This is a genomic window from Ruegeria sp. HKCCD4884, assembly GCF_013110855.1.
Taxonomy (GTDB): Bacteria; Pseudomonadota; Alphaproteobacteria; order Rhodobacterales; family Rhodobacteraceae; genus Ruegeria.
This window is the reverse complement of the sequence record NZ_WVRJ01000008.1, coordinates 1-13,347: the sequence shown is the minus strand read 5'-3', so window position 1 is coordinate 13,347 and position 13,347 is coordinate 1. Positions and strand designations below refer to the sequence as shown.

Annotated in this window: 11 protein-coding genes; 6 read left to right on the top strand and 5 right to left on the bottom strand. The window is 57.1% G+C overall.

Features of this window, described 5'->3' with window-relative positions; genetic code table 11:
• Positions 1 to 13 precede the first annotated feature (13 nt).
• Together GS636_RS12885 and GS636_RS12880 are read right to left on the bottom strand one after the other, a co-directional pair.
• A complete protein-coding gene (locus GS636_RS12885) occupies positions 14 to 1,108 on the bottom strand; it encodes an alcohol dehydrogenase family protein (RefSeq protein WP_171187868.1) in 1,095 nt (364 codons plus the stop codon).
• A gap of 73 nt (positions 1,109 to 1,181) precedes the next feature.
• A complete protein-coding gene (locus GS636_RS12880; RefSeq protein WP_171669748.1) occupies positions 1,182 to 3,659 on the bottom strand; it encodes an FAD-dependent oxidoreductase in 2,478 nt (825 codons plus the stop codon).
• A 106-nt stretch (positions 3,660 to 3,765) separates the two neighbouring features.
• On the opposite strand from GS636_RS12880, the gene GS636_RS12875 reads away from it, so the two are divergent.
• The 5 genes from GS636_RS12875 (at position 3,766) to GS636_RS12855 (ending at position 9,417) form a co-directional block, all read left to right on the top strand.
• The gene (locus GS636_RS12875; protein ID WP_171095332.1) at positions 3,766 to 4,653 is read left to right on the top strand and encodes a MurR/RpiR family transcriptional regulator; all 888 of its coding nucleotides are present in this window, start codon (positions 3,766 to 3,768) and stop codon (positions 4,651 to 4,653) included.
• Entirely contained in the window at positions 4,650 to 5,738 is a 1,089-nt protein-coding gene (locus GS636_RS12870) for an SRPBCC family protein (protein WP_171095334.1), read from the top strand. The genes GS636_RS12875 and GS636_RS12870 overlap by 4 nt, the downstream gene beginning before the upstream one ends.
• Before the next feature lie 74 nt (positions 5,739 to 5,812).
• Complete coding sequence (locus tag GS636_RS12865; RefSeq protein ID WP_171669747.1) at positions 5,813 to 7,267, top strand: aldehyde dehydrogenase family protein; 1,455 nt, start codon at positions 5,813 to 5,815, stop codon at positions 7,265 to 7,267.
• 34 nt (positions 7,268 to 7,301) lie between these two features.
• Positions 7,302 to 8,975, top strand: coding sequence for a BCCT family transporter (locus GS636_RS12860; RefSeq protein WP_171669746.1), 1,674 nt, complete (start codon positions 7,302 to 7,304; stop codon positions 8,973 to 8,975).
• A 58-nt stretch (positions 8,976 to 9,033) separates the two neighbouring features.
• A complete protein-coding gene (locus GS636_RS12855; protein ID WP_171095340.1) occupies positions 9,034 to 9,417 on the top strand; it encodes a carboxymuconolactone decarboxylase family protein in 384 nt (127 codons plus the stop codon).
• A gap of 103 nt (positions 9,418 to 9,520) precedes the next feature.
• On the opposite strand, the gene GS636_RS12850 is transcribed toward GS636_RS12855, so the two are convergent.
• Together GS636_RS12850 and GS636_RS12845 are read right to left on the bottom strand one after the other, a co-directional pair.
• Complete coding sequence (locus GS636_RS12850) at positions 9,521 to 10,645, bottom strand: amidohydrolase (protein WP_171669745.1); 1,125 nt, start codon at positions 10,643 to 10,645, stop codon at positions 9,521 to 9,523.
• Positions 10,638 to 11,648 carry a pyridoxal-phosphate dependent enzyme gene (locus GS636_RS12845; protein ID WP_171669744.1) on the bottom strand — a complete coding sequence of 337 codons (1,011 nt, stop codon included), beginning with the start codon at positions 11,646 to 11,648 and terminating at the stop codon, positions 10,638 to 10,640. Before GS636_RS12845 ends, GS636_RS12850 begins: the two co-directional genes overlap by 8 nt.
• 86 nt (positions 11,649 to 11,734) lie before the next feature.
• Here GS636_RS12845 and GS636_RS12840 point away from each other — a divergent pair, with 86 nt between their 5' ends.
• Entirely contained in the window at positions 11,735 to 12,211 is a 477-nt protein-coding gene (locus GS636_RS12840; protein WP_371808727.1) for an Lrp/AsnC family transcriptional regulator, read from the top strand.
• An 86-nt stretch (positions 12,212 to 12,297) separates the two neighbouring features.
• Here GS636_RS12840 and GS636_RS12835 read toward each other — a convergent pair whose 3' ends face one another.
• Positions 12,298 to 13,275 (bottom strand): CoA ester lyase, encoded by a 978-nt coding sequence (locus GS636_RS12835; protein ID WP_171669743.1) that lies wholly within the window; start codon positions 13,273 to 13,275, stop codon positions 12,298 to 12,300.
• Positions 13,276 to 13,347: the final 72 nt, after the last annotated feature.

Below are 13,347 nucleotides of genomic sequence, written 5' to 3'. Positions count from 1 at the left end.
GGCGTGGCGCGCGTTAGGGTGTCACCACGATATTTCCAACATGCGTTTTCTGAACGAACGCCTCTTGCGCCTTCGCGAGATCTTCCAGCGGATAGATCGCCGCCAACAGAGGCTTCAAAGCGCCGGTTTCGATCATGCCCACCACGCGCTGCATTGTGCCTGCCGGGCAGATGGTTGCGCCGGTCAGCTGCAGGTCCTTGTAGACCAGCTGACGCAGGTCGAATTCGGCCATTTGACCAGCGATGCACCCTGATGTGGAGTAACGCCCACCCTGACGCAAAGCGTTGATCAGCGCCATGAACATCGGTGATCCGACCACATCCAGCGCGATGTCCACCGGCCCGCCTGCGGCGTCGCGAATAGCGGCTTCCAGATCAACGGTGTTGCGGTCGATGACATGGGCTGCGCCCAGTTCATGCAGCATTTCGGCCTTCGAGGGGCTGGCAATCGCGATCACCTTGCAACCGCGCAGGCGGCATAGCTGAATAGCGGCCGAGCCCACGCCACCGGACGCGCCTGTGATCACCACGACCTCACCCGGACGCGGAGCGGTGCGCTGAACCAGATTTTCCGCGGTCGTATAGGCGCAAGGGAAAGTGGCCAGTTCCGCATCGCTCAGGCTGCTGTTAACGGGCACCGCATTGGCCGCGCGCACCTTGGTGTATTCGGCATAGCCCCCATCCGCCTCGGACCCGAAATAGCCCGAGTTTTCAGGGTTCAGCCAATCCCCATGGCTCAGCAACCAGGGGTCGATCATCACTCGTTCGCCGACGCGTGCGGGATCAACGCCTTCGCCAACGGCAACGATTTCACCAGCCACGTCGGCGCCCTGAATGACGGGGAAGTTCAACGACCCGCTGCCCCAGGTGCCGTCATCGCCGCTGGCTTCGTCAAAACCATCCGCCGCGCCGCTGCCCAGAACGGCATCCACTTTCTTGGAATACCAGGCTGTGCGCGTGTTGATATCAGTATTGTTCAGACCACAGGCCCCGACCTTGATCAGCACCTCACCCTTTTCGGGCGTCGGCGTGGGCATGTCGCGGTATTCCAGCATGTCCAATCCGCCGTGACCATTCAGCACAACGGCTTTCATCGTTTCCGGGATCATCTGGTCCATGTCCTGAATTGAGTTTTTTGGCCTAACGTGGCGGGCACCTGTGACGGTGCCCGCTGGTCTTGTCTTATGCGGGAACCGCAGCCGGTGCGTCGGTACGCGGCAGCTTGCTTTGCGGATCATAAGCAGCTTCGCCCAGAATGCGGCCCTTGCGCGGCTCACCTGCAACGATCACCTCGATCTCTTGACCCGGTACGTTGGCGTGCGGCTTGATATAGGCAAAGGCCAGGATCTTGCCGACCGTGTGGCCGTAAGCAACAGATGCTGTCGCACCAACAATCTCGCCGTTTACCTTGATCGCCTCGCCACCGTGTCCGTCCTCGATCCCGTCGGGCTCGATTTCCAGATAGGCGCAGACCCAGGGCATTTCGCCTTTCTCGGACTGCTCGGCGCTGACGCGTGTGGCTTCGACACCCAGATACTCTTTGTCCAGCTTGAAGAAGCGACTCACATTGGCCTCGGGTAGCGTGACTTCGTTGGTCAACTCGCCTGCACCTGGGAAGGCTTTCTCCATCCGCATCGCGTTCATAGCGAAGGAACCGTAGTTGACGATGCCATGCGGCTCGCCTGCAGCCCACATGGCCGTGTAGACATCCACACAGGCTTCATCCGGCATGTGGAATTCCCAGCCCAGCTCACCGGCATAGGACATGCGGAACGCCCAGACCTTGTGACCGGCTACGGTGATTTCCTGAGCCGACAGCCAGCGGAAACCGGCGTTGGACAAGTCCGCATCGGTGCACTGCGCCAGAACTTCGCGCGATTTCGGACCGTTCAGCGACAGCGCCGACCAGCCAGCGGACAGAGGCGTGATGGTCACGTTCTCATCCGCGCGGTTGTGGTTCAGGTGGTCCAGCAGCCGCTGTTCGAAGAAGGCCGCGCAGACCAGATAGAAGCGGTCATCCGCCATCCGCACCAGTGTGGTCTCCAACTCGATCCGACCGCGGCGGTTCAGCATATGGGTTAGTGTGATCGAGCCGGTCTTCTGCGGCATCTTGTTTGCGGTCAGACGGTCCAGCAGCGCATAGGCGTCCGGGCCCGAAACTTCGACCTTGGTAAAGGCGGTCACATCCATGATGCCGACGCTTTCGCGGACGGCTTTGACCTCGGCCCCGACCACATCATGCACCACGTTGCGGCGGAAGCTGTAGTGATCGCGCTGCTCGACACCTTCGGTTGCAAACCAACGGGGACGTTCGAAACCATAGACTTCTTCGTAAACCGCGCCCTTGTCCTTGAGGATTTCATACAGCGGCGACGGCTTGATCGGGCGGCCTTCCAGACGGTTGAAGTGCGGGAAGGGGATCTCATGGCGTAGTTTGTAGTCTTCGTGCGCTTTAATGACCTGCCAGTCTTTCTTGGCATAGGCGCCAAAGCGGCGCGGGTCGTAGTCGCGCATCGAGATGTCAGCGGCCCCATGAACCATCCACTTGGCCAGTTCGCGGGTCAGGCCAGGGCCCCAACCGATACCGATCTGGGTACCGCAGCAGCACCAGTAGTTTTTGACGCCCGGAGCGGGGCCAACCATCGGGTTGCCATCCGGCGGATGGCTGATCGCGCCATGCACTTCGCGGGTGATGCCCAATTCGGCGAATATCGGCATCCGCTCCAGCGAGTTTTCCAGCCAGGGCATCACGCGGTCATAATCGGCCTCGAACAGCCAGTTCTCGTATTCCCATGGGCATTCGTCATGCCAGACCGAGTTCGAGTTTTCTTTTTCGTAAATCCCGATCAGGCCCTTTTTCTGCTCCATCCGGATGTAGCCCGAGACCATTTTGTCGTCGCGGATCACAGGCAGCTCAACGTCCAGATCCTGAAACTCAGGTACGTTCTCGGTCACGAAATAGTGGTGCGTCATCGAGGTCATAGGCAATTGCAGACCCGACCATTCACCCATCTGGCGGGCATAAGTGCCGCCCGCGTTGACTACGTGTTCGCAGACAATCGTGCCTTTTTCGGTCTCGACCACCCATTCGCCCGCATCGTTCTGCGTGATGTTGGTGGCTCGGCAGTGGCGGAAGATTTTCACGCCTTTTTGGCGGGCACCAGTGGCCATCGCCATAGTCACGTTCGACGGATCCACGTGGCCGTCATCCGGGGTGTAAAGCGCGCCCAGAACGCCATCCAGATTGTAGAACGGGTGCTTCTCGGCAATGAAATCAGGGCCCACCAATTCGATGTTGAAGCCCAGCGAACGACCCACAGACAGGGTGTGGCGCAGCCAGTCCATTTCGTCTTCGGTATACGCCAGACGGAACGAGCCACAACCATGCCAGGTGACGGCCTGCCCGGTCTCTTCTTCCAGAGTCTTCGAATACAGGCCAATGTTGTAGTCCACCATGCGACCCAACCCGTATGAGCTGGTTGAATGGGTGATCTGACCCGCCGCGTGCCAGGTCGATCCGCTGGTCAATTCGGCCTTTTCTAGCAAGACGGTTTCTTCGCCCCAGCCTTCATGGCCAAGGTGGTAAGCAAGGCCGCACCCCATGACACCGCCACCGACGATGACAACCTTGGCGCGTTCGGGCAGTTCTTTTTTGGACATCGCAAAAATTCCTGTTCGAGAGTCGCATATTTCTGTGGACTTCCTATTGCCACATATGTACCAGTGTCAACGCAAAACGGCACAAATGTACATACCGAGATACGCAATGAATGGTACAGATGTTTCAAGCGAGGTTCTGGGACGCCTGTCACAAGAATTGTCGCTCTTGACCCCCGAAGCACAGAAGGCCGCGCGGTATGTTCTGGAAAACCCCAGAGAAGTTGGCGTCTCCACCGTCCGTGAGATTGCCGAAGCCGCCAGCGTCAAACCAAACACTGTTGTACGAATGGCCAGACAAATCGGCTTTGAGGGCTATGGAGATTTTCGGGAACCATTTCGTGATGAGATTCGCCGAAGCGACGTCTCATTCCCCGACCGCGCACGTTGGTTGCAGGGAATCAGCCGTTCTGGCGACCTGGGTGAGCTTTATGCAGACTTGCTGGGCTCAGCCATTCGAAACATCGAAGAAACTTTCGCCGAGATTGATGCCCGTCGCCTTCAGTCAGCTGCAGAGGCTATTTGGTCGGCTCGATCCATCTACACTCTCGGTGTTGGAATAAACAATTCGAACGCGTCCAACTTCACGTATCTCGCCCGCACCGGTATGACAGATTTCCATGCGATCCCCCGGCCCGGATCAACAGCGATTGATGATCTGGCATGGGCGGACGAGCAGGATGTCCTGATCGCCATCACGTGCCACCCATATCGCACAGAAGTCGTCGAGGCGGTACAGACCGCGCGAAAGCAAGGTGTAACCGTAATCGGAATATCCGACTCGCCAGCCAGCCCCGTAATCTTGTCTGCTGAACACGGTTTTGTTGTGTCAGTAGATACCCCTCAATTCTTCCCTTCCTCCGTGTCTACAATTGCTCTGTTAGAAACACTGCTCAGTTTTGTGATAGCAGTGTCCAGCGATGAGATCGTCGAGCGGGTCGAAAAGTTTCATATACGCCGTCATCAGCTTGGCCTTTACCAGGAGGAACACACATGAATGCCCCGCTGACCCATTCGCTGGACGCCAGCTATTACACCGACCCGGCAGTCTTTGAAAAAGAGATGAATGGTCTTCTGATGCGCACCTGGCAGTATGCTGGCCACGCCAACGACATCCCTAATGTCGGCGACTATTTCGCGTTTGAAATTGCCGGTCAGAACCTGTTTGCCATCCGCGGGCGCGACAACGTCATCCGCACATTCTATAACGTGTGCCAGCACCGTGCGCATGAGATGGTCACTGGAACCGGCAACACGCGGGTTGTGGTTTGCCCCTACCATCAGTGGTCCTACGAGCTGACCGGCGGATTGCGCGCGGGGCCCAACGTCAAGAACGTTCCCGGATTCCAGCGCGAAAAGATTTGCCTGACAGAGGTTCGGACCGAGGACTTCCTGGGCTTCATCTTCGTCAACCTCGACAAAGATGCCGCGCCTATGGACGAATGGTATCCGGGTGTGCGCGAAGAGATTGCGGAATACGTGCCTGGCATAAACGACCTGGCACCGCTGGAATGGGTCGAGATCCCGGAAAACTGCAACTGGAAAGTTTCGATCGAAAACTACTCCGAATGCTATCACTGCCCCTCGAACCACCCCACTTTTGCGGAAGGTGTTGTAAAGCCTGAAACTTACGACATTCAACCCGATGCGGGCGGCGGTTACGTGTTGCGTCACACCACGGAATGTCAGGCGTTGGATAAGATGACCTATCCAATCGACATGTCAGTTCCGCATGCAGGCGACTATCAGTCGTGGTTCCTGTGGCCCATGTTCTCGTTCCAGTGCTATCCGGGCAACGTGCTGAACACCTATCACTGGCGTGCCAACACTGTGGACACCTGCACTGTATGGCGCGGCTGGTATACCGAAGGCGGTCATGAAAGCGACGTGATCCGGGGGCTTGCCGTACAAGACCGCCAGACCACAGTCGAAGAAGACATCCGCCTTGTTGAATCCGTTCACCGCGGGCTGAAATCCAAAGGGTACGTTCCCGGCCCGCTGGTTCTGGACCCCGCCTGCGGTGTCATGAGTGAACATTCCATCGCCAAGCTCCAGCAATGGATGCGTGAGGCGGTGGAATAAAACCAAACAAAGTCAAAGAAACTTGCGCTTCGGAGGGTAATTCATTGCCCTCCGAAGTTTTGGAGATGCGCGACATGCAAGATGTTAAGCCGTATTGGCAGAATTATGTGGACGGCACCTGGGTCGATGGTGGTGCAGGTCGGATCGATGTTTTTAACCCGGGAACCGGCGAAAAACTAACTGAACAGGCGCTGGCCGATGCCGCTGACGTGGATCGTGCGGTCATGGCGGCCCGCCGCGTGCATCTTTCAGGTGCGCTCAGCGATCTGCGCCCTGTGGAACGTGGCCGCATGGTACAGGCTATGGGCTGCTACCTGCTGGACAACATTGACGAGATTGCTCGGGTACTGACCCTTGAGCAGGGCAAACCGCTTTGGGAAGCACGCGTCGAAATCGAAGGAGCGGCACGCTATTTCGAATACTATGGCAATCAGGCTGAAACCGTCGAAGGCCGGTCCATTCCACTTGGAGCGAACTACTTCGATTTCACCACGTACGAGCCGTTTGGTGTTTCCGCACAAATCATCCCATGGAACTATCCTGTCGAGATGACCGCGCGGTCGCTGTCGGCGGCTTTGGCCACAGGCAATACTGTTGTCATCAAAACCCCGGAATTGACACCTTTGACCAATGCCTGGTTTGCGCATGCTGCCGAGGCGGTTGGCCTACCGAAAGGCGCTGTAAACATCCTTTGCGGTTTGGGTCACGAGGCAGGAGCCGCGCTTTCGGCGCATCCACATGTCAATCAGATCGTCTTTACCGGCTCGGTGCCAACCGGCATCGCAATTGCCAGCGCAGCCGCACGCAACGTTGTGCCCTGCGTCCTGGAGCTTGGCGGGAAATCTGCAGCCATCGTGCATGATGACGCGGATCTGGAAGCCTTCGAAAACGACGTACGCTGGGGGATCTTTTTCAACGCCGGTCAGGTGTGTTCAGCGATGAGCCGCGTGATCGTGCATGAAAGCCGCCACGACGAACTGATCGAACGCATCTCGAACGTGGCAAGCAACCTGTCCGTCGGTCCGGGTATCGAACGGGGAGAGTTTGGCCCGAATATGGGGCCGATGGTCAGTGAAGCGCAGCGTGACCGCGCGGCTGGCATGGTGTCTGGCGCAATCGCAGCTGGCGCGACTGCAGCCACCGGCGGACGTAAGATGAACATTCCCGGTGCATTTCTGGAACCAACCATTCTGACCAACGTCACCCCTGACATGAACATCGCGAATGAAGAAGCTTTTGCACCGGTTCTTTCGGTTCTGAAGTTCCGTGACGACGCTCAAGCAATCAAGATTGCAAACGGAACACCCTACGGGCTGGTCGGCGGAGTCTTCACGCGCGACATCGATCGCGCGACACAGGCGGCCCGGCAGATCCGCGCCGGTCAGGTCTTTGTCAACGAATGGTACGCCGGCGGCGTAGAGACGCCATTCGGTGGATATGGGAAATCCGGTTACGGGCGGGAAAAGGGACGCGAAGCACTGTGGAATTACGTCCAGACCAAGAACGTGGCTATTCGGCTGCGCAGCTAATCCACCAACTCAAGAACAATAGGGAGGACACCCAATGCCAATAAAACCACCCGTCACCGACCTACCCATCAAAACCGCCGACAGCGGGTTCTACCGTGGTTTCACAAAAGACGTGACCATCACTGCCAAGCTGCTGATTGGTGCCCTCGTCATTTGGGCCGTGGCCTTTCCTGACAATGCCGCTTCGGTTCTGTCCGGATTGAATTCGTTGATCCTGGCGTCGTTCAACTTCTGGTACGTCTATGTGATGGCCTTCTTCTTCCTGACCTGCATCGTTCTTGCGATCCTGCCGGTGTCGGGGCGCATGAAACTTGGCCGCCCGGAAGACCAACCTGAATTCTCGCGCTTTTCATGGTTTTCGATGATGTTCGGGGCGGGCATCGGTATCGGGATGCTGACCTATGCAACCGGTGAGCCGATCTATCACTTCCAAACCAATCCAGACATCATCCAAGGCCTTGCAGAAGGATCCACGCAAGAGGCCGTGCGTTCGGCCTATAAATGGTCGTTCTCACATTGGGGCCTGCACGCGTGGGCCAGCTATGCCATCGTTGGCCTTGCGCTGGCCTATTTTTCGTTCCGGCGCGGCCTGCCGCTGACCATCCGGTCGGCGCTGACACCGATCTTCGGAAAATCGCTGTCCGGCCCGTTGGGTCACGTCATCGACGTAGTTGCCGTTGTCGCCACCGTTCTGGGTGTTGCGCAGACGCTTGGCTTTGGCGTCAACCAGTTCATTGCGGGGCTGCATCGGATCGGTTTCGGGGACTGGCTTCTGACCGACGCGGGTGATCCGACCAAAGTGGCGATCGCCGTCGCGCTGTTGATCATTGTCGGTGCGTCCACACTGTCGGCACTTTCCGGAGTAGGAAAAGGCATCAAATGGCTCTCTAACATCAATATGGCGCTCAGCTTTGCATTGCTTGCGTTCTTCTTGTTCTTCGGCTCGACCTTCTTTGGCTTGCAGGCTCTGTTTGTCGGCATCTACGACTACCTGATCGCAACACCAGCCCTCTTGTTTACCGTCTGGAACAGCGACGGGGTGGATGGATCGGTCGCAAGTCAACTGGCCGGATGGCAGGGCGGCTGGACCGTGTTCTATTGGGCTTGGTGGATTGCATTTGCACCCTTTGTCGGCGTCTTCCTGGCGCGCATTTCCAAGGGCCGAACCATTCGCGAATATGTGCTTGGCGCGGCAATCGTACCGTCCGTCATGTGCTTTGTCTGGTTCGCCCTGGTTGGCGGTACAGCGATCGAGCTTGAGCTTTCGGGCGTCGCGGACAATGCAATCATTGGCACCGGGCTTTCGGATCAGCTTTTCGCGACCCTTTCGGTCATGCTGAGCGAAACCATGGCCTGGGTGTTTGCGATCATGGTCGTCGTGCTGTTGCTCACTTACCTGGTGACCTCGGCAGACTCGGCGGTGCTGATCATCAACACCATCAATGCCGCTGGCGACGAAGGCCCCAAGGCGCGGCCGCACATTCTGTTCTGGGGTGCTGCCCTGGCGCTGGTCGTGGGCGCATTGCTGATGATTGGTGGCCTCGGTGCGATCCAGACAGCCATGATCATCGGCGCATTGCCATTCAGCGTGGTCATGGTTCTGATGGGAATTTCGGTCCTCAAAGCAATCTGGCGGGACAGCCAGCGCGAAAAGCTTGGCCTGTCGGTCTTTGACGAAGAAGAGGTCGAAGCGACCCCGGCAGAATAATCAAACCCATCCGGGCCGGTCATAGTACAGGCCGGCCCGTTCACCAAAGGAGAATGAAATGGACGACAACCTGTTCGAACACGGCCTGAAACAACGCAAATCCACGCTGGGCGCCGAATATGTCGAAAAGAACCTTGCAGCCGCGGATGACTTCACCCGCCCCTTCCAAGAGGCCATGACAGCATGGTGCTGGGGTTTTGGCTGGGGCGACGACACGATTGACCACAAGACACGGTCCATGCTGAACCTCACCATGATCGGCGCGCTGGGCAAGATGCATGAATGGGAAATTCACTGCAACGGCGCTCTGAACAACGGCGTGACCAAAGAAGAAATCCGCTCGATCATTCACGTGATCGGCATCTATTGCGGTGTCCCGCAATCGCTGGAGTGTTTCCGTGTCGCTCGCAAGGTGCTGACCGAACGCGGGTTGCTGGACTAAGCTCGCGTCACAATTTCCTTCGCTTCAGTTAAGGGGTCCTCGCAATCAGTCGGGACCCTTTTCCTTTTTGAAAAGGATCACCAGAACGGCAACCGCGCCAGACTCAAAAACCGCGCTGCGCAAGGCTGGTCCAAAACGCAATTCCGTATCTGATCGCTTCATCGTTGAAATCATAGGACGGGTTGTGAAGCGGCATTGCATTGTTCCCTTCCAACCCGTTTCCCATGAGAATAAACGCGCCAGGGCGATGGATGAGAAACTCGGCGAAATCCTCCGAGAAGCCAACTCGGCCAAATTCAGCATCAAGCGTCCCAACTTTGCCAGCTGCGCCCGAAATCGCATCAGTGGCTTTGGCATCGTTTACTAAAGGACGAAACGATGTGGAGTAATCGACCTCTGACACCGCACCCTGTGCCGCACTAACCCCGTCGACAATGGCGCGCATTCTGCGCTCGATGCATTCCGACACATCTTTGGAAAACCCCCTGCAATCCCCGCGTATGGTGACATTGCTCGGAAGGATGTTGCGTGCACCGTCTGTCAGGAATTCTGTAATTGAAACCACGCCATGTTCCCGGGGCGGTAGGGAACGCGAAACGATAGATTGCAATTGCATGACAATCGCCGCCCCGGTCACGATCGGATCAATGCCCTTCTCTGGCATCGAAGCATGACCCCCCTGCCCCTGAATGCGGATTTCAAAATTGTCCTCGAACGCGCAGAAAGGCCCCGCCTGGGTCGCGAAATACCCAAGCTCCATTCCCGGCATGTTGTGAAGCCCATAAATGGCAGACATTGGAAATCGTTCGAACAGACCGTCAGCGATCATCGCGGCGGCCCCATTTCCGTTCTCTTCATCCGGTTGGAAAATGAAGTGAACGGTCCGGTTTAGCGAGGTGTCCGCCGCAAGCGCCAAGGCAGCACCAAGCAGCATTGTGCTATGCCCGTCATGACCGCAGCCGTGGAACTTGCCCTCTGTTTGCGACCGGTAGGGCAAATTGGTCATTTCGTGAATTGGCAGCGCGTCCATGTCGGCACGAAACCCGATCGCGGTCTCATCAGGACCACGGTGCAAGGTGGCAACAATTCCGGTTCGACCCACGCCTCGGGTTACTTCGAGCCCGGCGCGCTCCAACTCGGCCGCGATCAAATCGGGGGTTCGGTCAAGGTCGAACCCGGTTTCCGGATGGGCATGAAGATCACGACGAAACGCAACAAGATCAAGCATCAGAAACGCCCCCTTCGGACAAGATGACCAATGGCAAATCATCGTCTCCCTCAAGGCAGGCGGCAAGCCCGGCTGCTCCGGATGGCGTTGTCGAGAAACCCAAATCAAAGGCGCTGTTTACTGCGTCTTGCGCCTGTTGGTCACTGATTGTAACCCAGTCGTCTGCACAGCGTTTCAAGATATCCAAAGCCAGCATGGATGGCGTTTTGCAATCCAAACGCCCCATATTTGAAACGGGCCCTTCAACCGTAAGGATTTCTCCGGCTCGGGCGCTTTCCTTCAGACAGGGTGCAGCATCTGGTTCAACAACTGTGATCTTTGGCTGCACTGGCCAGTTCGACCGGATCATATAGGCAATGCCCGCGGCCAGCCCGCCAACACCCGCCTGCAGGTACACGTGGCTCGGCCAATTTGCGGACACTTCTAAATCGTTGCGCATTTCTTCGGCGATGACGGTATAACCCTCCATCACCAATCGCGGAGGCTCGGTATATCCCGGCCACGACCCATCGGCGAGGTGAATGGCACCGGTTGCTTCGGCGTCGGCGATGGCTGCGGCGACGCTTGCTTCATAGTCACTGCCGGATCGAACAACATCTGCGCCTTTCGCCCGAAGACGAACGGCAAACTCTTCAGGGACTGTTTCGGCAAGATGAATGCGCGCCGTTGCACCAAAGAGCTGCGCCCCAGCGGCCACGGCCATGCCGTGATTGCCTGCGCTGGCGCACACAAAAGTCATCGATCGCGCCGCGTCCTTTATGGGATCGCTCAGAAAGGCGCTGGGTGTCAACGAACGACCAATACGCGCTTCGATCAGCTTGGCAACAGCGTAAACACCGCCCAAAGCTTTGAACGCGCCCAGGCCCATCCTGTTGGTTTCATCCTTGATCAGGATTGTTCGCCCCTTGAAACTGCGGGTTTCCAATGGGCTCGGTTTATATGCAGGACATTCCGCCAGCAGCGCCAGCGGCTTTGCCACATCGAGTTTGTTACTGTTTTCCATGATCAGAGTTTTACGCACAAGCTGTGATCGATTATGGTCACATTTACCGATTTTTCGGGAAACTTTTTCACATCAAGGAAATCTTTGTGAAACTCGACCAATTTGACCGCAGCCTGCTGCACCTGATGCAACGTGATGCCAAAATGGGGCTGGAAGCGCTTGCATCCGAAACAGGCTTATCGGTCGCATCCGTTCAAAGGCGCCTGAAGGCGCTTAGAGCTTCTGGTGCCATTCACTCGGAAGTGGCAATCGTCGACCCGAAAAAGTTGGGCGTTGCAATGAGCTTCGTTGTCATGGTCGAGTTGGAACGCGAACGCCAGGATCAGATCGACGCTTTTTCGCGACAGGCACAGGCCGAGCCAAGGGTGCAGCAGTGCTATTACATCACAGGCGACGCGGACTTCTGCCTGATCTGTACGGCGCGTGACATGGATGATTTTGAAGAGCTGACCAAAAGGCTGTTCTTCAACAATTCAAACGTCCGCCGGTTTCGCACCTCTGTTGTGATGGGACGAAAGAAAGTCGGTTTGGGCATTCCCGTAAAAGATCAGGACACAGATTAGGTCCACATGCGTTTCCGGTATCGGTGGGAGGCAAAGACCAAGATCGCGCGTGCGCATTTGATTTGGCCTTTGCCCTGTCACTTCATTTACGCCGCCGCAATCTGGCTTGCTTTCTCAACCAGCACTTCCGCTTGGCGGATCGAGGCATAGTCGATCAACCGGCCGTCCAAAGATACGGCTCCTTTCCCATCCGCTTCGGCCTCGGCCATGGCGACAAGAATGCGCTGAGCCTTGGTCACTTCGGCGTCGGACGGCGACATAACTTCGTTTGCCAAGGCAATCTGGCTGGGGTGGATTGCCCATTTTCCTTCGCACCCCAAAACAGCGGCACGTTTGGCGGCAGCTTTATAGCCGTCAGGGTCCTGGAAATCTCCGAACGGCCCGTCGATTGGGCGCAGGCCGTTGGCGCGGGCAGCGACCACCATACGCGCCAGCGCATAGTGCCACATGTCGCCCCAATGTGTCAGGCGGCCCCCATCGGCATCCGCATCGGTCAGCACTGAATAATCGGGGTTCACACCGCCGATAATGGTCGTGCGTGCACGTGTCGAAGCCGCATAATCGGCAACACCAAAGTGAAGGCTTTCGTTGCGCTTCGAAGCGGCAGCAATCTCGCTGACATTCTGCATACCCAGCGCGGTTTCGATGATGTGTTCGAACCCGATCCGCTTGTTGTAACCTTTGGCATCCTCGATTTGCGTGACCAGCATATCAACAGCATAGACGTCAGCAGCGGTTCCAACCTTGGGGATCATGATCAGATCCAGCCGAGCGCCAGCCTGTTCAACAACATCCACCACGTCGCGGTACATGTAGTGGGTGTCCAGCCCGTTGATGCGCACCGACATGGTTTTGTTGCCCCAATCGATGTCGTTCAACGCCTGAATGATGTTCTTGCGGGCCTGTTCCTTTTCGTCCGGTGCGACGGCATCTTCCAGATCCAGGAAGATAACGTCCACATCCGATTTTGCCGCTTTTTCAAACATTCCGGGCTGGCTGCCGGGAACGGCAAGCTCGCTGCGGTTCAGACGGGCTGGGGCTTGTTCAATAGAATGAAAACTCATGTGTTGGGTCCTTGGCCTTACAAGTTCGGATAGATTGGGAAGCGGGCGCAGAGGTCTGCGACCTCGGCTTTG